This window comes from Lachnobacterium bovis DSM 14045 (genome assembly GCF_900107245.1).
Lineage (GTDB): Bacteria > Bacillota > Clostridia > Lachnospirales > Lachnospiraceae > Roseburia > Roseburia bovis.
In genome coordinates, this window is sequence record NZ_FNPG01000004.1 from 177,334 (window position 1) to 201,624 (window position 24,291).

The following is a 24,291-nucleotide window of genomic DNA, read 5'->3' on the forward strand; positions in this document are numbered from 1 at the left end:
TGACTACCTCCTAATAATATTTTTTGCATTGTAAACCGACATTCAAAACTAACCCTATACCAATAAACAATGAGAGTAATGACGTTAATCCATAACTTACAAATGGTAATGTTAAACCTGTATTAGGCATCAAGCCTGTAGTAACACAAATGTTTACAAAGCTTTGAAAAGCAATCCATGATGCCATTCCATAACAAATAAGCTGTCCTGATAAATCTCTTGCTTTCATTCCTATTTTAATACACTGGTAAACAATACATGCCAACAATATTATTACAACAACTGATCCTACGAAACCTAATTCCTCTCCAATAACTGAAAAAATAAAATCAGTATGAGATTCTGAAATATAATGTGTATTATTCAACGATGCTGCATCCGTATTATTTAAGCCTTTTCCAAACATTTGACCCGATCCAATAGCCATTATTGAATTAACCTGTTGTCGTGCTTTATCAACATTTTGTGGTGCATCTGGATATAACCAAGCTGAGATACGCTCCATTTGATAACCGTGTAAAAGGTCAATTACATTTGTTATCACTAAAATAACCGCAACTATAAAAGCTGGAACGATAACTGCCAAAACCCTTACTATTATTTTATAACTTAATCCTGCAATAAACAAGAGTGAAACGAAAATAAATGCAGTAACAATTGTTGTTGACAAATCAGGTTGAGATACAATCAAAAACAATGGAACAGCAACAATTGCTAATGTTTTAAGCAACCTATCTCTCTCATTTATTTTTTCAGAGTATTTATTTAAATATGCAGCAAAAAATACTATTATTACAATCTTTGCAAGTTCTGAAGGCTGAATCTTAACAGGTCCTAATGCAAACCATCTTTGTGCACCTTTACTTGAATATCCCAAGAATTTAACCAGCAAAAGTAAAGCGCATCCAACAAAATAATAAATAAATGAAAAATTTAGTAATTCCTGGTAGTCGAGTAAAGAAACGACTACCATAATTACTAATCCTACCACAAATCCAAATATCTGTTTGCTCTGAACAGAAGGATTAGCGCTTCCAATTACCATAATACCCAAGATAGTAAGTAATGACACAAAAAACACTAATTTAAAGTTGTAATTTTTAATTTTATATTGATTTAACATATTGTATTCTCCTTAATCATTACTTCTAGATGTTAAACCAGATGGATTAATACTATCTGCATTATTAGCTAACATTGCATTTAAATCTCCACCTGCTAAATAATATGCCATAATTTTTTGTGATACTGCCGCCGCATTATGCGATGAAAAACCATGGGCTATTCTTGTTGCAATAGTAATTCGTGGTGCCTCAAATGGAGCAAACCCAACAAATAAACCATGGTTAGGATGTCCTGCCTGCTGTGCTGTACCTGTTTTACCAGCAACATTAATTGGAAATCCATTAAAGCAATCAAGAGTTGTAATAACCTGATTCATACCATTACGTATCGCAGTCCACTGAGTATTATTTAGTGTTGAAGATATGTCAGTAGAATTACTCTTATACTGTTTTAACAATTTACCATTTGAAGAAACAATCTTGTTCATCAATTTATAATCATATAACTTTCCGGAAGTAATAGCTGTAACATATCTTGATAAAGAAACAGTCGTAAAGTTATTATTTGACTGACCGATTGCTGCCATTACAGGATATTCTGTTGCTATTGCAGAAGTATTCTCAGGAATTTCAATCCCAGTTTTCTTATCTAAACCATATATTTTTGCAAATTTCTGTATTTTTTCAATACCCTTTGCGTCATTATAAACACCTGTTGTTGATGCTAATCTGTAACCTACTGTATAAAAGAAAACGTTACATGAATCTTTAATAGCTGTTGAAACATTTTCAGGTCCATGTGCACTTGGATAAATCCAACATTTAGGTTTATTACTTACCTCATTGAATATACCACCACAATTGATTATAGAATCAGGCGTAATAACGTTTTCTGCCATACCAGCTGTAGCTGAAATCATTTTAAATGTTGAACCAGGAGCCGTTCTTTCTTGTGTAGCATAATTATATAAAGGCTTAGATAAATCAGCATTTAATTCTGCATAGTATTTTGAATCTACACCATTTGCCAATCTATTATTATCATATCCTGGGTAACTAACCATAGCTAGAATTTCTCCATTGTTTGGATCAGTGATAACAGTTGAACCTGTACATGGTTCTAATGCCAACTGTGCCGGAGTGATTTCTATTTTATTTATCTTATCAAGGATAAAATTAAATGGTGAAATTGATCCATTTCTTAATCCGTTTAATGTTGCATCATCTTGGTCTAAGATACCCTGTTCATACAATAAAACACAAACTTGTGTACCAGTAATTCTACCTTCTTTTACCAAATATTGATTAACAATTTTTGTAAAACCAGTATTATTTGATAATCTTTTTTGAATATATTTGCATAAAGCATCATACACTTCATCTGAATTTGCATACTTTTCATTTACATCTAACTTACTAATATCAATCCACTGTTTCTTTATGCAATATGTCAAATATTCTTTTGGACTTAAATTTCCATCTCTCCATTTTTGATATGTTGCATCATTTGAATTGATTTTGCTAGTATCTATTACTTTATCACTTTTTAATTGTGTAAATAAATATGTAAAATAATCTAATGTTTTTGTAGGTAAATTATTGTTAACTGCTGGCTTAGAGCTTCTTAATTCGCCATCAATAATTGTCAAACCTTCTTGTAAACCTTGTATGCAAGTATTTTTAACAGCTTTTTCAGTATCAGTTGCATTTGGTGAATCAAAATGGCTCGTATCAATTATACTATTCTTCAAAAATGCAGCATAAACATCCTCTTTAGGGATTATACCATTTTTCACTTCTGCATAAACAATACCAGCAATTTCTTGTTCAAGTAATTTATAAGTTGCAATTTGTAAATCTTTGTCAACACTTAAATAGACATTATTACCTGCTTTTGCATCTTTTTTACTTAGTTTTTTAGAAATACGTCCAACATTATCTACTAAAACTGTTTGTTTACCATTTACCCCACGAAGATACTTTTCGTAATATTGTTCTATGCCAGCTTTACCAACTTCATCATTGTTTGTGTAAGACTTATCCTTGGCACTATAATCTTCATATTCTTCATTTGAGATTTTACCAGTATATCCTAACATTGAGGCAAAATATTCTGGATCATTATACTTTCTTATAGTAGCTTCTTCAATTGCAATACCTTTTAATTCTTGTGAATGTTCATTAATATATGCAACTGTTTCGTCCGAAACATCTTTTGCAATCGTAGTCGAACGATATTTTGAATATTTATTGGCAGACAATGCTACTCTTGCTACAATAATATCATATTGCATTTGTTTAGAATATGATTTTGGAATACTATAATTTTTTGCATAATAATTCATTATCTGATCTGCCGAAGCCTTAGCAGTATTAAATTTCAAATTCTTATCATAACCTAATTTAGAATAACTCTTTTCATGAAAAGTATCTGCTAAAAATCTCTTTAACTTTGTTCCTTCAATTGTATAAGAATAGTTACCATCTTCATCTAAAACAATAGGAAAATCATTTGCCAATGTATCATTGTTTTTATGAATTTGTGTTATAACTTGTTTCAACTTTGAATTCAAGGATTGATTTTTTACTTTTTGACTTGATGATTCATCATTATCTGAAATAGTAACAGAATAAGCAAGCTCATTATAAGCAAGCAACTTTCCATTTCTATCATAAATATTTCCTCTAGCAGCCTCAACTGTTAATTCTTTTTTGATTTTCAAAGAAAAATCTTTTTGATATTTTTCACCCAAAATAATTTGTAAAACAAAAAATCTAAAAAATAAAACAACAAATAAAAATGAAAAGAAAGCAGCTAAAACAGCAATACGTGATTCAAATAAATTTTTCAAATAATCTTTTATCTTACTCAATGTTCTTTGCTCTCCTCTTCTCTTCTTTTTCTATCCATTCATTTAATTTAACCAATAAGAAAAATATAAATATAGTAACAATAGTGGTGTAAACCATCTCTGGTATAATTATAGTTTTCAAATAGTATAAATAATCAAATCTGCGTCTTCCTATAAATACCAACAAATACAAAGTGGTATTTAGTAGCCAATCTGAACCCGCTGTTAAAAGAAGTGGTAGATTAATGTCATCTGGATAAAAATACTTTTTAAATAAACCATTAATATAACCTATATACATATACAATAAAGTATTTAACCCTAAGTAAGGACCAAAGAAAATATCCATTAGCAATCCGGTAAAGATTCCAATGAACATTCCCTCTCTCTTACCTCTCATAAATCCAAAAGTTGCAACAACAACTAATAGGACATTAGGAGCAATACCAGCAAATGCTATAGCTTTAAAAATGGTTGTTTGTAACACGAAACAAATTGATATCAGAATAAATAATGTTACTTTTCTTCGCATATGCTTTTATCTCCTATTTATTTTGATTGTTCTGTAGAATTATTAGTTTTATCTTTATTACCAACATCACCTGTTTGTTTTAAGTTTTTTATAACTAAAACATTTTCAATATGTTCAAAATCTACTGCTGGTGTTATTGTACCTGATTTAGTAAGGTTGTTTGAATCCTTCTCTACTTTATCAATGTATCCAATCAAAATACCTTGTTGATATTGATCAGATACATACGAAGTTACAACTGAATCTCCATTTTTCACCTTATTATCAGAATCTCTTAATTCAGAAAAAGTAATAACACCATTTTTGTCCATATCTTTGATACTACCACTGACATTAATATTATCATATGTGTTAGTAATCATACCACTGACATTTGACAAATCATTAATTACCGTTCTAACAGTTGAATAATTATGTCCTACATCACTGATTATACCAACAAGACCTCCATCCGCAATGACATTCATGCCTTTTTTTATTCCATCTTTTGAGCCTCTGTTGATAGTAAAAGTTGAAAACCAGTTACTTGAATCTTTAGCTACAACGCTAGCAGCTATCTTGTCATAAGCTGGATACTTAGCATCTAAATCTAAAAGCTTTCTGTAGTTCTCCAACTCATATTTTTCAAGCTTTATTGTATTTAACTGTGTTCTTAGAGAATAAACCTTCTTTTTAAGCTTTTTATTTTCTTTTTGAACATCTCTTAAAGTCTGCAAATCGTTAGTTTTTGATGTAACCCATGAACCAACACTATTTATTCCCCTTTGCATAGGAGTAAAAACGTATCCCGCAACAGAGTTTAAAGGTCCACCCGAAATATTAGCCACTAAGCTTAGGAATATAGTACAAATGCAAACAAATGTGATACCCATTAAAATATACTTTGATGGAATATACTGCTGTTTTTTATAACGATTACGTTTACGAGAATTTTTCATGACTACCTCTTTTTTATAATTTTTCTTTTGGAATATATGTTAAGCTCTTATATTTTGGATCAGATACAATTTCAACCAATCCTCTAACAACCGAATCTTCTGGATTATCTGCTGAATTGATTTTAATATTTGTAATTTGTTCAAATAATATGTCTAATCCTTGAATCATTGAACTTCCGCCAGTTACATAAATTCCTGAATGAATAATGTCTTTTGCTAATTCTGGTGGAGTTTTTTCCAAAATAACCTTAATTGCATTACAAATTGTTGTTAAATTAGACTGCATAGCTTCATAAACAACATCAGCAGAAATTTCTTTTTCAATTGGTAAACCTGAAACAACATCTCTACCAACAATTACTTTTGAATTTTCTTCTGTTGGTGGAAGCGCTGAACCGATAGATTCTTTAAGAGCTTTACCAGTCTTCTTTCCAATTACAAGATTAAATTCTTTTCTGATATATGAAACAATATCTTCATCAATTTTATTGCCTCCTACATCAACTAATTCTTTAGAAACAATACCACCTAAAGAAATAACAGAGATTTCTGTTGTTTCAGCACCTATATCAACAAGCATGATACCTGTAGGTTCATTAACATCTAATCCCAAACCTACTGCTGCTGCGATTGGTTTTTTACAAAGTAAAACATTTTTGGGTTTGTATTTACTATTTTTGAAAACCTGATAAAATGCTCTTTCTTCAACTTTAGTAACAGCTGTTGGAATAGCTACAACAAATTCTGCATTTCTAAGTTTCATTTTCATTTTTTCTTCAAGATAATCAAAAATCATCTTCTGAAGATAATCAAATTCTGCAATTACACCAGATACAACTGGGAAAATAACTCTAATGTCTTCTGGTGCTTTTTCGTACATTTCGTATGCACTATCACCATACGCATATAAAGTATTTTTATCTTTAACTGCAATTGTATTTTTTTCCTTTAAAACTTCGCCTGTTGACTTGCAGAAAATTTTAAAATTGCAAGTACCAAGATCAATACCGTAGATATTATTGTTCATTACGTTTCTCCCTTTTACTCTATGATTTTTTCTTCTTTGAAACTGAAATACCGATTATCCCCTATGATAATATGATCAATCACTTTTATTCCAAGTAACTCACCACATTCCTGAACTCGTTTAGTTATTCTTCTGTCTTCTATACTAGCAATAGGATTTCCACTTGGATGATTATGAATCATAACAATGGCAACCGCATTTTTAGATAGAGCATTTTTAAAAATTTCTCTAGGCGAAACAAAAGTACTATTAACACAGCCTTTTGACAAACGTTCGTCACCCAAAAAATTACAACTCATATCAAAATACGCAACTACAAAGTGTTCTTCATTCTTATGACGAAGTTGCTCCATATAGTAATTAGCTATTGTAATTGGACTATTCATCTTTATATTATATCCATTGTTTGTCTTAGAAATTCTTCTAGATAACTCAGCAATCGCTTTTATTTGAATTGCTTTTACTTTTCCTATTCCACGGAAACGACAAAGCTCTTCAACAGAAAATTCGTATATATTTAATATATTATTATGTTTACCGATTAATAACTGGCGAACAATTTCAAGTGCCGATAATTCACGGCTTCCTGTTCTAATGATAATCGATAATAATTCACTATCCGTCAAAGCCTGCTCTCCAAGTTCTAAAAATTTTTCATAAGGTCTATCGGATTTCGGTAAGTTTTTCAATTTTACATGATTCATTATATAAAATTCTCTCTCGAACTATTAAATACAATAAAATCATCTCAAAATTACATTTAATTCTAACACACTTTATCTATATTAACAAGTTTTCGCTCGTAAAGTTTTTGAAGTGACATCATTATTCCTAATTTTGCATGGTACCAAGTCAATCCACCTTGGAAATAAACTGCATAAGGAGGTTTAATAGGTCCGTCTGCTGAAAGTTCAATAGATGAACCCTGAACAAAAGCTCCTGCTGCCATAATTACGTCACTATCATAACCTGGCATAGCCCATGGTTCAGGTGTTACAAAACTATCAACTGGAGCTGCTGCCTGAATTCCTTCACAAAAAGCTATCATTTTATCCTTATCTCTAAATTCAACAGCCTGAATAATATCATGACGACTTTCTGTACCATTAGGAACAACTTTAAATCCTAATTTTTCATAAATATTAGCTGCAAAAATAGCGCCTTTTAATGCACCACTAACAACTACAGGAGCAAGGAATAATCCCTGATAAAATGATTGAATTACACCTAAGGATGCACCAACTTCTTTTCCAAGTCCAGGAGATGTAAGTCTAAAAGCAGCATTTTCAACACATTCCTTCTTACCTGCAATATATCCTCCAATTGGAGCAAGTCCTCCTCCTGGATTTTTTATTAAAGAGCCAACTATCATATCTGCACCAACCTCTGTTGGTTCTTTTTCTTCAACAAACTCTCCATAACAATTATCTACCATACAAATTACATCTGGTTTAATTCCTTTGATAAAAGAAATCAATTCTCCAATTTGATCTACTGATAATGTAGGACGTGTCTGATACCCTTTCGAACGTTGAATTGTAACCATTTTTGTTTTTTCATTTATTGATTTTTTTATATTTTCAAAATCAAATGATCCATCTTCTAACAAATCTACTTGTTTATATGTTATACCATATTCTGCAAGTGATCCTTTTGATTTTCTAATTCCTATTACTTCTTCCAATGTATCATAAGGCTTGCCTACTGGCGATAATAACTCATCCCCTGGGCGAAGATTTGACATTAGCGCTAAAGCTAAGGCATGTGTTCCACATGTAATTTGTGGGCGAACTAATGCATCCTCAGCTTTAAAACAGTCCGCATATACTTTTTCTAATGTATCTCTACCAATATCATCATACCCATATCCTGAAGACATATTAAAGCACTCTGCACTTACTTTATTTTTTTGCATAGCTTTAATTACTTTTAATTGATTTAATTCAGCTATAGAATCAATTTTTTCAAATCTTTCTTTTAAATTTTTTTCAATACAATTAGTAAAATTAAAAACATCTTTAGAAATACCAAGTTCTTCATAGTATTTTTCTAATAAATCTCGCATTACATCTTCCTTTCTTGGATAAAATCACTCTATAATATTTTTATTCTTTAATTTTTCAATTATAAAATCAAGGATTCTATCATCATTATAATCATATTTATTTTTATCAAGCCATTCTACTGTTTTTTCACGTCTAAACCATGTTAATTGACGTTTTGCAAAATGTCTTGATTCTTTTTTAATTAATTCCTTAGCATATTCAATACTATACTCTCCGTCTAAATAACGAAGGATTTCTTTATAACCAATTCCTTGCATTGAGACCATATCAGAAGTATATCCCTTTTCCTTTAAAGAAATAACTTCCTCTAAAAGTCCCTTATCAAACATTATATCTACACGCTTGTTTATTCTATCATATAGATTATCTCTATCCTCATTTAAAACAAAATATATAAAATTATAAGGTGAATCTTTCTTTTTTTCTTTTTCATTATGCTCTGATATTGGATACCCATTTAAATGATAAAATTCTATTGCCCTAATAACTCTCTTAACGTTATTGGGATGTATTTTATCATATGATTCAGGATCAATACTCTTTAGCTTTTCATGTAGTTTTTCATTGCCATTTTCTTTAGCATATTTCTCTAAAGATTCTCTATATGAAGTATCAGATTCTTTTTCATCCGAAAATTCAATATCATATAACAATGCTTGAATATAAAAGCCTGTTCCACCTGCCACAATCGGAATTTGGTTATTAGCATATATTTCATCTAAAGCTTTTAATGCCATTTCCTTGAATTTAACAATATTAAATTCCTCATCCGGAAATAAATCGTCAATAAGATAATGTTTTACTCCGTTCATTTCCTCTTTAGTTACCTTAGCTGAACCAATATCCATGTATTTATAAATCTGCATTGAATCAGCCGAAATAATTGCTCCATTTATAGTTTTAGCTAACTTAATAGATAAATCAGTTTTACCTACAGCTGTTGGTCCTGTTAATACAATTAAAGGTTTTTTCTTCATTTTAATCAATCCTTGTAGTGTTATATTTTTAGACTATTCTTTTAAATTTCTTCTCTATTTCAGTTTTAGTCATTGCTATAATTGTTGGTCTGCCATGCGGACAATTATATGGATTCTCTATTTCTAATAAATCGTCCAAAAGTTGTTTTACTTCTGGTAAACTTATCTTGTTATTACCCTTTATTGCAGCTTTACATGACATAGTTGCAACTTTATGCAAAATTAAATCTGATGTTGTTTTACCTTTAAACTCCATACATTCATCAATCATATCAATAAATAAATTCTTCATATCAATATTATATAAATTGTCTGGAATTGCAGTAATTTTATATTCTTTTCCACCAAAAAACTCTATGTCATATCCTAACATAGATAAATTATCTTTTATTTTTTCTAATGTTTCTTGTTCTCTATCATCTAAAGTTAAAATGATAGGAGGATTAAGAATCTGTGATGTAAATGTTTTATCTTTAAATTTTTTTAATGTTTGTTCATATAAAACTTTTTCATGTGCTGCATGCTGATCCATGATGTATAACTCATCCCCATATTCAATCAACCAATATGTTTTAAAAAGCTGACCAATAATTTGATACGATGTTTTTGCTTTTTGTGATAAAAATTTTTCATCTATATCACCTAATGTGATTTCTTTATACTGTATATCATTATCAGTAAATTTGTCATTGTTTTTGTTTTCGACTTCCGTTGTTAAAAAACTATTTTTACTATTACTTGATGATATATATTCAGTCACATCTTGTTTTAAAAACTCATTAGAATCATTTTTTAACACATTGCCTTTATCATCCAATACTTCTTCATTTTTATTTCCAAAAGCCATATTTAAAGCATTAGATATAGTTGAAACAGCATCACTAACTTGTTTACTATGTAATCCAGATAATTGTGTTGTAAATTTATTGTTATTTACTCTATCTTTTTTATCTAAATTATTATTCCTAGCATTCTTTATATTTTCCTCATAGTTTTTGGTATAATTAAATGTCTCAAACGGTTCAGGAAGTATTCTTTTTTCTAAAATATGTTTTTTCTCTAATTCTTTTTTTTGCTCTAAGTCTTCATCCATTGGAACTCTAGGAATCAATTCTCTATTTGATAATTTATCAAAAACTATATCATATAATTGTTGATAGATTTCTTCATTATGACTAAATCTAAGTTCCATTTTAGTTGGATGAACGTTAACATCAATCATAGATCCTTCAAAATCAAAATATAGCAAAGTAAAAGGATATTGATGTTGCATTAAATAATTCTTATACCCATCTTCAATACTTTTTGATAACAATGAGCTTTTGATATAACGTCCATTTATAAAATAGTTTTCATAGTTTCTATTACCTCTTGTAATAATCGGTTTTCCTAAAAAACCATTAATTTTAAACAAAGGTGTTTCTACTTCTACATCAATAAGTGAACTTGCGATTTCGCGACCATATATTTGATATACAAGATCTTTTATATTAGAATTACCCGATGTATGTAACTTAGTTTTATTATTACTTATAAATTTAAAAGATATATCTGGATGTGATAAAGCTAATTTTTCTACCACATCCGCTATGTAGTTACCCTCTGTCGTTGGTGACTTTAGAAACTTTCTTCTGGCAGGAGTGTTAAAAAAAATATCTTTCACAATAAATGTTGTACCCTCAGGTGCACCTATTTCTGTATTAGAAATTTCTTTAGATCCCTCAATAATATATCTTGTTCCTGTCAAATCATCATACGTTTTTGTAATTAATTCTACTCGTGCGATAGCGGAGATACTAGATAACGCCTCACCTCTAAATCCAAGGGAAGATACACTCAATAAATCCTCCGCTGTTTTGATTTTACTAGTAGAATGTCTTAAAAATGCAATTGGAATATCACTCTTTTTAATTCCACTACCGTTATCTGTTATACGTATTAAGGAAATACCACCCTCCTTGATTTCAACTGTAATTGCAGTTGCTCCTGAATCAATCGAGTTTTCTACTAATTCCTTAACAACAGATTTTGGACGTTCTACTACTTCTCCAGCAGCAATTTTATCAATAGTCTCTCTTGCTAATAACTCTATCTTCCCCATTGTTTCCTCCTGTTTCTTAATTATTAACTATAAATCATATGATTCTTTATTTATTATTTGCTTTTGACTGCAATTCATATAATTTATTTAATGCCTCTATTGGTGTCATATTTGATATATCAAGTGCTTTTATTTCATCTATAACTTCATTTGAACCAAGATTCATATTGTTAAATGCATCAAATAATGAAATCTGATTGCTATCAACATCATCTAATTTTTTAGGAGACTTTGTTTTTTTACTTTTTTTAACTGGTACATCAACTGTGATACTTTTTACTGTTTCAGTTATATCATTTTGAGTTAGTTCTTCAACAATTTCTTTTGCACGTTCTATTACAGAATTTGGTACGCCTGCAAGTTTTGCAACTTGTATACCATAACTCTTATCTGCGCCACCTTTAACAATTTTTCTAAGGAAAACAATATCATCCCCCTTTTCCTTTACTGCGATGCAATAATTGTTAACGCTTGCAATTTTACCTTCTAACTCAGTTAATTCATGATAATGCGTTGCAAACAAAGTCTTTGCTCCTAAAATGTTAGGATTACTTATATGTTCAACTACAGCCCATGCTATACTTAATCCATCGAATGTAGATGTTCCTCGTCCTATTTCATCTAAAATCAATAATGATTTGCTAGTAGCACATCTTAAAATATTAGCAACTTCATTCATTTCTACCATAAAAGTACTCTGACCACTTGCAAGATCATCTGAAGCTCCTACTCTGGTGAATATTCTATCAACTATACCAATATCAGCTGATGCAGCAGGAACAAAGCATCCTATCTGAGCCATTAAAACTATAATAGCACTTTGTCTCATATAAGTAGATTTACCAGCCATATTAGGGCCTGTAATAATTGCTACTCTATTGTTATTATTATCTAAATATGTATCATTTGAAATAAACATATCATTTTTTATCATCTTTTCTACTACTGGATGTCTACCTGCCTTTATATTGATAACACCATCATTGTTAATATTAGGACGACAATAATTATTCTTTTCTGCTACAGTAGCAAGGGACACAAACACATCTAGTTTAGCTATTGCCTTAGCAGTTGCCTGAATTCTTGCAATATTATTTGATATTTCATCTCTTATTTCTTTGAACAAGTCATATTCCATTGATACAAGCTTATCCTCTGAACCAAGTATCATATCTTCTAATTCTTTCAACTTTGGTGTTATATATCTTTCAGCATTAGTAAGTGTTTGTTTTCTAACATAATAATCCGGTACTAATTCTTTATATGAATTTGTAACTTCTAGATAATATCCAAAAACTTTATTATATTTGATTTTTAGATTCTTAATTCCAGTTTTTTCCTTTTCTTCTGCTTCAAGTTCAGCTAACCACTGTTTTCCTTCTGTTTTTGCACGTCTTAATTTATCTACTATTTCATTATAGCCATCTTTGATTATGTCACCATCTTTTGTACTAATAGGTGGTTCCTCATTAATTGACTTATCTAATAAATCATGCAAATCTGTAAGACAATCAAAATTTGATTTAATTTCTCGTAATAAATCACAAGACAAATCATTCAACTGTGCATAAATAGGTGGTAACATTTTTAATGAATTTCTAAATGCAATCAAATCTCTTGGATTAGCTGTCTGGTAAGAAATTCTTGTAATTAGTCTTTCTAAATCATAAATTGGATTCAAATATTCTCTCAATTCTTCTCTAGTAATAGCATGATTATTTAAATCTTCAATAAAATCTTGTCTTTTTATGATTTCGTCCTTATCAATCAAAGGTTGTTCTACATAATTTCTTAATAATCTAGCTCCCATAGCAGTCTTAGTCTTATCTAATACCCATAAAAGAGAACCTCTTTTTTGCTTTTCTCTAAGAGTTTCTACTAATTCTAGATTCCTGCGTGAAGAACTGTCGATTATCATGTATTTACCAATCGAATATGGTTGTATTGTTAAAATATTAGCAAGTGAATTTTTCTGTGTTTCGTACAAATATTTTAGAATTGCACCAGCTGAAACACTTCCTGCATCATAATCTGCAAGACCTAAACCTTCAAGTGATTTAACTTTAAAATGATCAAACAATGTCTCCTGAACTGTTTCATTTCCAAAATACCATGCATCTATAGCTGAAATAACAATGTTTAATCTTTCCCTTAAATCATCAATATCTACTCCACTAATAAAAAATGAATCATTGCATATTATTTCTGAAGGAACGAACTTATTAATTTCATCAATTAGTTTACGTTTTGTATCAACCTGTGTAACGAAAAAATCACCTGTAGTAACGTCCACTGTTGCAATTCCGTATACATCTTCTACACAAACTATACACATTAAATAATTATTCTTTGTTTCATCTAATGCTGTCATATTAATGTTAGTACCTGGAGTTACAACCCTTACAACCTCTCTTTTTACCATACCTTTTGCTGTTTTAGGATCTTCAACTTGCTCACAAATTGCAACTTTATGTCCATTAGATACTAATTTATTAATATACACGTCTGCTGAATGATATGGTATTCCACACATTGGAGCTCTTTCTGATAATCCGCAAGCTTTTCCAGTTAAAGTTAATTCAAGTTCTTTAGAAACAACTTTTGCATCATCAAAAAACATTTCATAAAAATCGCCTAAACGATAAAAAACTATACAATCTTTATTTTCTTCTTTTGTTTGAAGATAATGTTTCATCATTGGAGTTAATTCTTCAGCCACTTTTTGTTCCTCTTTCTTATAATTTTATTGATTCATTACTAATACATTGGTTTAAATTGTTGTATGATTTTTTCCGCAACCTTCAAACCATCCATTGCAGCAGATGTAATTCCTCCGGCAAAACCTGCGCCCTCTCCGCACGGATACAAACCTGCAATATTACTTTCAAAATTAATATTTCTATTTATTCTTATAGGTGACGATGTTCTTGTTTCCATTCCCGATAAAATAGCATCGTAACGATCAAAACCTGTAATAATATTTGAAAAATGTTTCATACCTTCTATGAAAGAAATTTCCATATCACTAGACATTAATCCTCTAAGATTTGATAATACAGCAGTGCCTTTTGTCGTACTGCAAAAATCACCATAATCCTTTGACGCTATATTTTTTTCAAAATCACCAAACAATTGCTGTGGAATCTTACCTTCACCTAATTTATAATTTTTTTCTTCTAGCATTCTTTGATAATACATTCCTGCTAAAGGACCATCGAATCCAAAATCATTAGGATTTACTGATACTATAATAGCACTGTTTGCATTACTTCCTGCACGATGAGAATAACTCATACCATTAACAACTAATCTTCCTTCCTCTGAAGATGAATTTACAACATAACCGCCTGGGCACATGCAAAATGAATATACACCTCTTCCATTAGGAAAATTCGAAGTCACTTTATATGGAGAAGCTGGTAATTTTTCACAATATTTGCTACCATACATTTCTTCATTTATCATTCTTTGTGGATGTTCTACTCTAAAACCAACCGCAAAACTCTTAGCCTGCATTTCCACATTATGTTTATGCAATGTCTCAAATGTTTGTCTTGCACTGTGGCCTAATGCCAAAATAATAGTTTCAGACCTAATAAGTGAACCATCCTGTACTATTACACCACAAATTTTTGAATTTTCTATAACAAAATCTATAACTCTTGTATTGAATTTAAATTCACAACCTTTTTCTATTAAATAATTACGCATATTGGCAATTACTTTACATAATACATCAGTTCCAATATGTGGTTTGTTATCGTACAAAATATTCTCATTTGCTCCAAATCTAACAAAAGTCTCTAAAACATATCTATTACGACCTGTTTTATCTTTAACAGCTGTATTTAGCTTTCCATCTGAAAATGTTCCTGCTCCGCCCTCGCCAAATTGAACATTACTATAAGGACTTAAAATACCAGTCTTCCAAAACTTTTCAACATCTTCCTGACGTTCTTCCACTTTTTTTCCTTGTTCTAAAACAATTGGCATAAAACCTGCTTCTGTTAGTAAAAAAGCTGCAAAAAGGCCTGCAGGGCCTGCACCTACTACAATCGGTCTAACTGACAAATCTTTGTCACCTAACTGTGGAATTTTATATGTAATCTCTTTAATTGGCATAACTGATTTCATACGTATATGAGATAATATTTTTTCTTCATTTTTTATTTCAACATTAACTGAATATACCCAATAAATTTCAGGTTTTTTTCTTGCATCTATTGATTTTTTTATAATTTTATATAAAAACTCTTTTTTTGTTTTTAAAATAGATGCTATTTTATTTTTTAAATCCTCTTCATTATGCTCTAAAGGCAATTTGATTTGATTAATTCTTATCATATTTTTTCCTTTTTCTGTTTTTTTATTCAATTTTTAAATTTATTTTATGAGTTATATTATTTAGCCGCATTTAAACCTGCTATGTAACCACTCGTCCAAGCCCATTGCAAATTGTATCCACCACAGATTCCATCTACATCAAGCAATTCACCTGCAAAGAACAAATTATTATACAATGTTGATTCTAGAGTATTTGCATCAATTTCATTTGAATTAATACCACCTGAACACGCCTGAGCAAACTCATAACCACGACTTTTTTCAATAATAACCTGATAGTGCTTAATTGAATCAACTAGTTTATTTATCATATCATTTATTGTTTTTTCTAATGACATGTTTCGTTTAATGATTCCTTTTTTGGTAAAAGAAGAATCCATTTTTGCATAATTGAATAATTCATTCCACATCTTATCTGGCAAAATACCATTTAAAATATATTTAAATTCTTTTTTATCTGGCAGAATTAAAGCATTATTCTTTAAACACTGCTTTAAATTTTCCGCTGAAATATCCGTTAAAAAATCAATTTCTCCCATAACCGTTTTTTTTGACAATAATAATTCTGAAATACTATGACTCACCTGAAAAACAGGAATTCCTGAAATCCCGTAATCAGTGATTTGTATTTCTCCAGTATTTTTATTTAGCACTTTTCCATTATCAAGAATTGATATTTGTCCTTTCACCCTTACACCAGCCATCTTTTTAAATGCATTACCTTTACAATAAAAACCACATAAAACAGGTAAAATAGAAGTGAATGTATGTCCAAGCTTTTGGATTAATTCAAAGGAACTTCCATCACTACCCAACTTAGGAGAAGCTAATAAACCTGTTGCAAAAATAAGACTTTTACACTCATATAAAAACATTCTTTTTTGTGTAACTGCATTATTATTGCTTTTATTACTGTTCCTTTTACTATTGCTATTTTTGTTATGTTTATTATCTTTACTGATTTTTTTATTTTTTTCTAAACCAGCAGACGATACATCCGCCACATTTTCTATGGTATATCCTTTTATTATATATTCCGAAATAGAATCACATGGTCTAACATCTTTAATAGCCTTTATCTCTAAAACACTGCTATTTAAACAAATAGTTACGCCACATCTCATAAGTTCTAATTCAAGTGCTGTTACAATAGATGATGCCTGATTTGAATTTGGATAATAATATCCATTTTTTTCATATGACAAAACACCAATTTTATTAAAAAAATCTATTACATTTTTTTCCGAAAAAACGCCAAAAATATTATTGCTTAATTCTTCGTTTCCAAAAAAACATTCTTTTTTCATATATGCATTAGTAAAATTGCATTTTCCATTTCCTGTAGCATATATTTTTTTCCCGAGTTTGTTCTCTTTATCTATTAAAAGAACTGATTTATTCTGACGGGCTGCTGTTATTGCTGCCATAATGCCAGACGCTCCGGCTCCGATAATTATCACATCATATTTCATAAAATATCTCTTTTCTTTAATTATTGATAAATTACAATAGGGCACATCATTAATCCTTATTATAACATAATAATAGAATTAATTAGTGCCCATTTTTACTACATTAAATGTACCATTTTTGCCATTTTAACCAATTGTCTTCCACCTGGGAAATGTCTAAGTTCATCTTCTGTAAGTCCCTTAAGAAGTAATAATAATACTCCATAAGAAATAAATGCCACAACAAATGCAAAAATAACTGCCACAGAATTTCTTCTGATAATTTTATATACTCCGTGATATGTGAAGAATGTAAGCACTCCCATAATTACTGAGCATAAAGCTGGGATAATATACGTTTTTTTATACTCCCTTTCAAACCCACTATATTTCACTATTGCTTTACTATTTAAAATACACATAATAAATGCAAAAAATGTATTTGCAATTACTACCGCATAAATTCCTAATCTAAAAGCTAACATTAAAAAGATTAACAATAATACATGAGTTACTAAAGCAATACAAGCATTGATTACTGGAATTTTTAGTTTATCAATACCTTGTAATAAACCATTTGATAGTGTTGATATTGAATAAAAAATAATAGCTACAGAGCCAATCAACATCATGTTAGTTGCAACATCAATATTTCCAACTGTTGTTGGGAAAAGCAAAATTAAAATTGGGCGAGCTAAAGCCATTAATCCAACTGTACAAGGGAAAGCAATTACCATTATAAATCTAGTTGATGCTTGAATCTGATGACGCACAGCTTCTAAATCACCTTGTGCATATGAAGATGTTAATTTAGGAACAGCTGATGCTACCATAGCTGAAGCTATCGAAATAGGTACATTAATCAACAAACGATATTTTCCGGTAAACACACCATACCAGGCATCAGTTTTATCTGGTAAATATCCTTGCAAAGCAGCAATGTTTTTAAAAATACCCTGATCAATACTTGCACTAATATTATAAACTGTTGTACTTAAAAGAACTGGAATAATAGTAGCAATAAGTATTTTCATTGTATATGAAAAAGAATCAACTTCCACATTATGTTCTTTTTTCATTTTTTTCTTAAAGACTTTTAAGTAAGTGACAAAAATAATACACACAAAAATCAATGCTGCTACTGATCCCATCAAGGTACCAAGTGTTCCACCTGCTGCACCATATGCTGCTGAATAATGTTCCTTGTCACCTAATACTTCTCCAATACGTTTTCCATAATTGTACAATACATACGCTGCCCAAACACTAACTACTGCATTAACAATCTGTTCAATTACTTGAGATACTGCGCTTGGTACCATTGTGCCTGTACCCTGAAAAAATCCTCTTATAACACCCAAAACAGCTACAACAACTAATCCAGGGCCTAAAACTCTTAACGCATAAGCACTCATAGGAGTATTCATAATACCTGCTAAATAATCCGCACCAAAAAATACAATTAATGAAACAGTTCCACCCGATACTGCTGCAAAAACAAGCGCACCTTTTAATATTTGATATGCACCTGTTTTATTGCCTTGACCCAACTTAGCAGATACAAGTTTAGAAACAGCTAGGGGCAAACTATATGATGAAATAATAAGCATAACATTATATATTTCAAAAGCTGTACCATAGTATCCAATTCCAACGTCTTTTAAAATAGCTGTCATCGGTAACCTATAGACCAAGCCTATTATTCGACTTATTATTGATGCCATTGCAAGAATTGAACCCTGCACTAAAAAATTTGACCTGTTTTTCTTTGACTGACTCATTTTATTTCCTCAATTATTTTTTTCTTTCATATTCTTTTTTTGTGGTGTAAAACTTATTTCCTTTAGTTTTGCTAAATTCAGAAATACACACCCAAGTTTTTCCCGGATTAAGGGTAATCTCCTTGCCCGATGAATCAAAGTAACAAGTTTTATTCTTTTTTGTGTCATATTTCCAGATTATATCTATCATACGACCATTAGTAATATATTTTCCTGTTCCTGTTCCTATTGTTTCAATCTTTAAAGATCCATCACTCTTATCCCTTATAGAACTCTTACACTCTTGTATAATAATATTTTTTACAGCAAGAGTAGCATTTGTTAAACCATCTGTCTGAGAAGCATTAAACTCGCCTCTATAATACATTTTGTTTGCCCTATTATACTCAAAATATGGTTTAGCATTTGGATAATATAGTTTTATATACTCAACTCTACTACCTGAACTCAAATTAACCTTGTTATCAGATTCTGCGAAATTAAAATATGCTTTAGCTGATTTATCAAGCGTAGTTGAATATTTCAAATCACTAAACGCCTTCTCTATTTTATGAGTGGATGTAAATATATGGTGAGGAGGATTCTTATGTGGTACTTCTTCAAAATATTTTTCCTGACTTCCTACAATACAATCAACGTTATCAATATCTTTTAAAGAATCAACCGCAAATCTACTCTCTCCACAATGAAAAAAGACAGCATTATATTCCTTAGCATATTGCACATAGTAGTCTCTAGTACTTCTGATATTTCCCAAAATGTTGCTATTTGAATAATCTTGCATAATAACCATAAATCGTGTAATCCCTGCCTCTACAGGGCACTCATAAACGACATCGGCCTTGCTTATACCATACTGTGGAAAACACGCATGCGTATTCTCAACCATAATTGCAACTGGTCTTTTTTGAGCTAATTTTTTATCAATCCACTCTCCCGTATACAAACTTTGAATTTTACCTTTATGGTTTTTTTCAACTGCATTCGAAGTTTTATTGGTTTTTATTTCAGCAGGTCCCTGCTTTTCTTCTTTTTTACAACCAACTAATAGACTACCACACATTGCACAAACTAACAAACTAATAACGTACTTTTTTCTCATATATTTATCCCCCTAATAATATATTGATTATCGAAGTATATTTAGTTTTTCCATTATAATGCGTTGTTGAGTTTCCATTTCTGTTCTTTCATCATCCTCCATATGATCATAACCGAACAAATGAAGCATGCTATGACAAATTAAAAAAGCAAATTCTCTTTCTATGCTATGACCATACTCTTGTGCTTGTTCTAGAACTTTGTCAACTGATATAACAATATCTCCAAGCATCACCGCATTTGTATCGTAATCAAATGCATCGCAATCATCTTCATCTAAAGAAGAAAAATCTCCTGGAGTAGCATTTTCTAGCATTGGAAATGACAAAACATCTGTTGGTCTATCAATCCCTCTATGCTCTAAATTTATTTTATGAATTTCCTCATTATTTGTTAATGTCAAATTAACTTCTGCTTCATAAGGGAATTCAATATACTCAAGGCAAAAACTTATTACCTTTTCTGCAAGTTCTGAATAATTAAATTCAAATGGAACCTTGCAAATTTCTTCTAAATCAAAAATCACTTTTTGATTCCCTCCTTCACTAAATAGTCTCTAACCAAAAGAAACTGATGTACACTCATTCCTGAGGCATCAAGCTTATTAGTTATTGAAAAATCATTTAATGTTTGATATATTAACATTTCAAAATCTAAAGAATTCTCTTTAACATTTTTAATATGTTCCATCTTATCAATTAACGTATCTGTCATATTTATTAGTGCAGATTCTTTTGAAGAAGGCAATTTTTTTTCTCCATTATATTCAGAAATAATATTTATTACTTTTTCAGGAAAGCATTCATATTTTGCCTTCTGTATTGCTTTATCAATTCCTTGATTATCATTCCATTTGCACATTCTATAGTAAAAACCGGCTGTTGCACATAAAGTCGTATCAAAACCAACTTTCTTTGCACACCTATATGATAAATCAGATACCTTAACTGCATGATTGTATTCTTCTGGAGAAAAAGCCTTTACGCTTAAAATTGCATGATAATTTTCATCCAAAATTTCTTCGTATTTATTTTTTTCCTCACTTATGGTATTATGATACACTTTTTTATAGAATACAAGTGTAAATAAACAATTTAATGTACTAATTGCAATTATGCTTATAAAATAGTTCTTTGAAACAGTATTATTTTTTTCAAAAAAGAATAACGTGTTTATCATACAATTAACAAAAAACATCGTCAAACAGCTCCACACATAATCATTGGCATTTGCAAAACTGTTTACTACAATTGCTGTAAAAATAATAATAAGAACTGCTGCAACTATCTCTTCTTTACTAGAATTATTTATTATTGAAACAAGTACAATTGAATAAATCCCATAGATTATTGCTAAAACATCTGTTGAAAAAGCACACATTATAACCACAATCAACATGATAGGTTTTATAAAATCTGGCACAAAACAACAAATCACAGTAACTATTGTTGATATACACATTCCTATTGATACATTAATAAAACTGCATTGTGTATTATTATGTATTTGTCTATGTGTTCTTTTGTATTCTAATTCATATATAAATAATCCCCAAAAAACCACATCTAATATTAACAATAATAGATATTCATGAACAGTTAAACTTCGATAGAATCCTAATGTTAAACTAGATGAAAAAATAATTATAAACATTATTACCATTGGAATAACCCTATAAGGTGTTACCTTCTCCTCCATAATCTCCCACCCTTTTTATTAATTTAAAATTTGTTTGCTTTATTTTGATCTGTTTTTAGCATTAGCTTTAGCTCTTCTTTTCTTATTCTTTTCAACTCTTTCTTCATAACTTTCATATGCTTTAACAATTTTTTGAACTAAAGGATGTCTTACAACATCATTAGCTGTTAATTTGCATTTTCCAATTTCATCGACATTTGATAAAACTTTAAGTGCAACATCTAGACCAGATTGAGTATCCGGAGCCAAATCTTTTTGGCTTGCGTCACCAGTAATAACAACCTTTGATCCAAATCCAATTCTTGTTAAAAACATTTTCATTTGTGCTGAGGTTGTATTTTGTGCCTCATCTAGAATAATAAAAGCATTATCTAAAGTACGACCTCTCATATAAGCAAGCGGAGCTACTTCTATTAATCCTTTCTCTTGATTTTTCAAAAAGCTTTCCGCTCCCATTATCTGATACAATGCATCGTATAACGGTCTTAAATATGGATCTATTTTACTTTGCAAATCTCCTGGTAAAAATCCAAGTTTTTCTCCAGCTTCTATAGCAGGACGAGTCAAAATAATTCTACTTACTTCCTCATTCTTAAAAGCGGTAATAGCCATTGCCATTGCTAAATAAGTTTTTCCTGTACCTGCTGGGCCTATGCCAAATGTAACCATATTTTTTCTAATAGAATCAACGTACTTCTTTTGCCCAATAGTCTTAGGCTTAACTGGTTTACCCTGTATCGTGTGACAAATGATATCTCCATCTAATGTTACAATAGCTGATGGATCTTGTTTTTCTAGTATCAATGATAGTTCATAGTTTACAGTCTGATCTGTTATCTCATTTCCTCGTTTTGATAATTCATACAATTGTTTGAAAATCAGCTGTGCATTTGAACATGCATTATCGTTTCCAATGAATTTTACTAAATTATCTCTTACGATAACAGTTACTCCAAGAGTCTTTTCAATTTTCTTTACATGTGAATCGAACTGACCAAATATATTAGATAAATGTTCAGTTTCCATTGTCATAATTCTTTCTGTCATATTCATTAATCAATTACTCCTTTAATTACATTAGGCGCTAACACTTTTTGTTCAGTCAATTCATATGCATCAAATATAACTTTCTTAGCCATGCCTGCTTTATCCATATCATTTGCATATATAGTAGCTAAAATGCCATCTTTTTCAACATATTCACCCACTTTTTTATTCAAATAAATACCAACTGTTAAGTCTATGACGCTATCCTTTGTCTCTCGACCTCCTCCAAGCATCATACAGGCATTTCCAATACTTTCCGCAAATATATTCCTTACATATCCGTTTTGTGTGGCCTTTACTTCAACTGTATACTTTGCATTTTGGAATTTATCTGGCTCATAGACATAAGATTCATCGCCACCCTGCGCTTTAACAAAATCAGCGAATTTATTTAATGCTGATTTATTTTCTATTGCTTCATCCATTAATCTAAAAGCTTTCTCTTTTGTAGTTGCCTTATTAGCTGCAATCAACATTTGAGAACCCAATTCATACACAACTTCTTTAAAATCAGAAGGACCATTTCCATTTAAAGTGTCTATCGCTTCTTTAACTTCAACAATATTACCTACATTTCTTCCTAAAGGTTGATTCATATCAGTAATAACTGCAACTGTATGTTTGTTTGCTAATTTACCAATTGCTACCATTTCCTTAGCAAGATTATTTGAATCTTCTAAATTCTTCATAAAAGCTCCATCTCCGGTTTTTACATCAAGCACGATAGCATCACTTCCTGAAGCTAATTTTTTGCTCATTATGGAACTTGCAATTAATGATACCTGATTTACTGTTGCAGTCACATCTCTAAGTGCATACAGTTTTTTGTCAGCAGGAGCTAAGTTCGCTGTCTGACCTGCAATTGCTATGCCTATTTTTTGAATATTCTCTTTAAATGTTTCTTCGGATATTCCTGTCGTAAAACCTGGAAATGATTCTAATTTATCTATCGTTCCGCCAGTATGACCTAATCCACGACCAGACATTTTTGCAACTGGTACTCCTAAACTTGCAACAAGCGGAGTAAGAACAAGTGAAGTTTTATCTCCTACTCCACCTGTACTGTGTTTATCAACTTTTATACCATCTATATAGCTTAAATCCAATACATCTCCACTATCTCGCATAGCTAACGTCAAATCTAATGTTTCTTTCTTAGACATTCCATTAAAACAAATAGCCATAAGTAAAGCTGAAGCTTGGTAATCAGGAATCGTCCCATTTGTATAATTTTCTACAAAAAATTTAATTTCTTCTGTTGCCAATTCTTCATTTTCTTTTTTTTTCATGATAATGTCATACATTCTCATGT

General features: G+C 30.4%; 18 protein-coding genes. All 18 read right to left on the minus strand.

All coding sequences use genetic code 11. The annotated features are described in order from the left end of the window. Positions 1-10: 10 nt before the first annotated feature. The 18 genes from BLV79_RS00840 to BLV79_RS00925 all read right to left on the minus strand — a co-directional run bounded on the left by BLV79_RS00840 (position 11) and on the right by BLV79_RS00925 (position 24,289). Complete coding sequence (locus BLV79_RS00840; RefSeq protein ID WP_074715136.1) at positions 11-1,123, minus strand: FtsW/RodA/SpoVE family cell cycle protein; 1,113 nt, start codon at positions 1,121-1,123, stop codon at positions 11-13. Between the two features lie 12 nt (positions 1,124-1,135). Beyond that, positions 1,136-3,937 carry a penicillin-binding transpeptidase domain-containing protein gene (locus tag BLV79_RS00845; protein WP_074715139.1) on the minus strand — a complete coding sequence of 934 codons (2,802 nt, stop codon included), beginning with the start codon at positions 3,935-3,937 and terminating at the stop codon, positions 1,136-1,138. Next, the gene (mreD, locus tag BLV79_RS00850) at positions 3,930-4,448 is read right to left on the minus strand and encodes a rod shape-determining protein MreD (protein ID WP_074715142.1); all 519 of its coding nucleotides are present in this window, start codon (positions 4,446-4,448) and stop codon (positions 3,930-3,932) included. Before mreD ends, BLV79_RS00845 begins: the two co-directional genes overlap by 8 nt. Before the next feature lie 17 nt (positions 4,449-4,465). Then, positions 4,466-5,386, minus strand: coding sequence for a rod shape-determining protein MreC (gene mreC, locus BLV79_RS00855; RefSeq protein WP_074715145.1), 921 nt, complete (start codon positions 5,384-5,386; stop codon positions 4,466-4,468). 13 nt (positions 5,387-5,399) lie between these two features. Beyond that, complete coding sequence (locus BLV79_RS00860) at positions 5,400-6,413, minus strand: rod shape-determining protein (protein ID WP_074715148.1); 1,014 nt, start codon at positions 6,411-6,413, stop codon at positions 5,400-5,402. A gap of 14 nt (positions 6,414-6,427) precedes the next feature. After that, a complete protein-coding gene (radC, locus tag BLV79_RS00865; RefSeq protein ID WP_242871405.1) occupies positions 6,428-7,102 on the minus strand; it encodes a RadC family protein in 675 nt (224 codons plus the stop codon). A gap of 77 nt (positions 7,103-7,179) precedes the next feature. Then, entirely contained in the window at positions 7,180-8,478 is a 1,299-nt protein-coding gene (locus BLV79_RS00870) for a methionine gamma-lyase family protein (RefSeq protein WP_074715155.1), read from the minus strand. A 24-nt stretch (positions 8,479-8,502) separates the two neighbouring features. Continuing rightward, positions 8,503-9,456: a tRNA (adenosine(37)-N6)-dimethylallyltransferase MiaA gene (gene miaA / locus BLV79_RS00875; protein ID WP_074715158.1), complete on the minus strand. Its 954-nt coding sequence runs from the start codon at positions 9,454-9,456 to the stop codon at positions 8,503-8,505. Between the two features lie 28 nt (positions 9,457-9,484). Further along, on the minus strand, positions 9,485-11,557 hold the full coding sequence (gene mutL, locus BLV79_RS00880) for a DNA mismatch repair endonuclease MutL (protein WP_074715161.1): 2,073 nt from the start codon (positions 11,555-11,557) through the stop codon (positions 9,485-9,487). Between the two features lie 46 nt (positions 11,558-11,603). Continuing rightward, complete coding sequence (mutS, locus tag BLV79_RS00885; RefSeq protein ID WP_074715355.1) at positions 11,604-14,255, minus strand: DNA mismatch repair protein MutS; 2,652 nt, start codon at positions 14,253-14,255, stop codon at positions 11,604-11,606. A 59-nt stretch (positions 14,256-14,314) separates the two neighbouring features. After that, positions 14,315-15,901: an NAD(P)/FAD-dependent oxidoreductase gene (locus BLV79_RS00890; RefSeq protein WP_074715164.1), complete on the minus strand. Its 1,587-nt coding sequence runs from the start codon at positions 15,899-15,901 to the stop codon at positions 14,315-14,317. Between the two features lie 56 nt (positions 15,902-15,957). Next, positions 15,958-17,373, minus strand: coding sequence for an aminoacetone oxidase family FAD-binding enzyme (locus BLV79_RS00895; protein ID WP_074715167.1), 1,416 nt, complete (start codon positions 17,371-17,373; stop codon positions 15,958-15,960). Between the two features lie 98 nt (positions 17,374-17,471). After that, complete coding sequence (locus BLV79_RS00900) at positions 17,472-19,133, minus strand: putative polysaccharide biosynthesis protein (protein ID WP_074715170.1); 1,662 nt, start codon at positions 19,131-19,133, stop codon at positions 17,472-17,474. Between the two features lie 13 nt (positions 19,134-19,146). After that, on the minus strand, positions 19,147-20,235 hold the full coding sequence (locus BLV79_RS00905) for a DUF3048 domain-containing protein (RefSeq protein ID WP_074715173.1): 1,089 nt from the start codon (positions 20,233-20,235) through the stop codon (positions 19,147-19,149). 27 nt (positions 20,236-20,262) lie between these two features. Continuing rightward, entirely contained in the window at positions 20,263-20,760 is a 498-nt protein-coding gene (ybeY, locus tag BLV79_RS00910) for an rRNA maturation RNase YbeY (RefSeq protein WP_074715178.1), read from the minus strand. Continuing rightward, a complete protein-coding gene (locus BLV79_RS00915; protein ID WP_074715181.1) occupies positions 20,757-21,932 on the minus strand; it encodes a hypothetical protein in 1,176 nt (391 codons plus the stop codon). The genes ybeY and BLV79_RS00915 overlap by 4 nt, the downstream gene beginning before the upstream one ends. A 39-nt stretch (positions 21,933-21,971) precedes the next feature. Further along, the gene (locus tag BLV79_RS00920) at positions 21,972-22,985 is read right to left on the minus strand and encodes a PhoH family protein (protein WP_074715183.1); all 1,014 of its coding nucleotides are present in this window, start codon (positions 22,983-22,985) and stop codon (positions 21,972-21,974) included. Next, positions 22,985-24,289: a pyrimidine-nucleoside phosphorylase gene (locus tag BLV79_RS00925; protein ID WP_173334772.1), complete on the minus strand. Its 1,305-nt coding sequence runs from the start codon at positions 24,287-24,289 to the stop codon at positions 22,985-22,987. Before BLV79_RS00925 ends, BLV79_RS00920 begins: the two co-directional genes overlap by 1 nt. Positions 24,290-24,291 lie beyond the last annotated feature (2 nt).

Bases quoted from the DNA above. Each gene is read 5' to 3' on its own strand.
- BLV79_RS00840 (WP_074715136.1), bottom strand. From the start codon at position 1,123: ATGTTAAATCAATATAAAATTAAAAATTACAACTTTAAATTAGTGTTT.
- mreD (WP_074715142.1), bottom strand. From the start codon at position 4,448: ATGCGAAGAAAAGTAACATTATTTATTCTGATATCAATTTGTTTCGTG.
- mreC (WP_074715145.1), bottom strand. From the start codon at position 5,386: ATGAAAAATTCTCGTAAACGTAATCGTTATAAAAAACAGCAGTATATT.
- BLV79_RS00860 (WP_074715148.1), bottom strand. From the start codon at position 6,413: ATGAACAATAATATCTACGGTATTGATCTTGGTACTTGCAATTTTAAA.
- BLV79_RS00870 (WP_074715155.1), bottom strand. From the start codon at position 8,478: ATGCGAGATTTATTAGAAAAATACTATGAAGAACTTGGTATTTCTAAA.
- miaA (WP_074715158.1), bottom strand. From the start codon at position 9,456: ATGAAGAAAAAACCTTTAATTGTATTAACAGGACCAACAGCTGTAGGT.
- mutL (WP_074715161.1), bottom strand. From the start codon at position 11,557: ATGGGGAAGATAGAGTTATTAGCAAGAGAGACTATTGATAAAATTGCT.
- mutS (WP_074715355.1), bottom strand. From the start codon at position 14,255: ATGATGAAACATTATCTTCAAACAAAAGAAGAAAATAAAGATTGTATA.
- BLV79_RS00890 (WP_074715164.1), bottom strand. From the start codon at position 15,901: ATGATAAGAATTAATCAAATCAAATTGCCTTTAGAGCATAATGAAGAG.
- BLV79_RS00895 (WP_074715167.1), bottom strand. From the start codon at position 17,373: ATGAAATATGATGTGATAATTATCGGAGCCGGAGCGTCTGGCATTATG.
- BLV79_RS00900 (WP_074715170.1), bottom strand. From the start codon at position 19,133: ATGAGTCAGTCAAAGAAAAACAGGTCAAATTTTTTAGTGCAGGGTTCA.
- BLV79_RS00905 (WP_074715173.1), bottom strand. From the start codon at position 20,235: ATGAGAAAAAAGTACGTTATTAGTTTGTTAGTTTGTGCAATGTGTGGT.
- BLV79_RS00915 (WP_074715181.1), bottom strand. From the start codon at position 21,932: ATGGAGGAGAAGGTAACACCTTATAGGGTTATTCCAATGGTAATAATG.
- BLV79_RS00920 (WP_074715183.1), bottom strand. From the start codon at position 22,985: ATGAATATGACAGAAAGAATTATGACAATGGAAACTGAACATTTATCT.
- BLV79_RS00925 (WP_173334772.1), bottom strand. From the start codon at position 24,289: ATGAGAATGTATGACATTATCATGAAAAAAAAAGAAAATGAAGAATTG.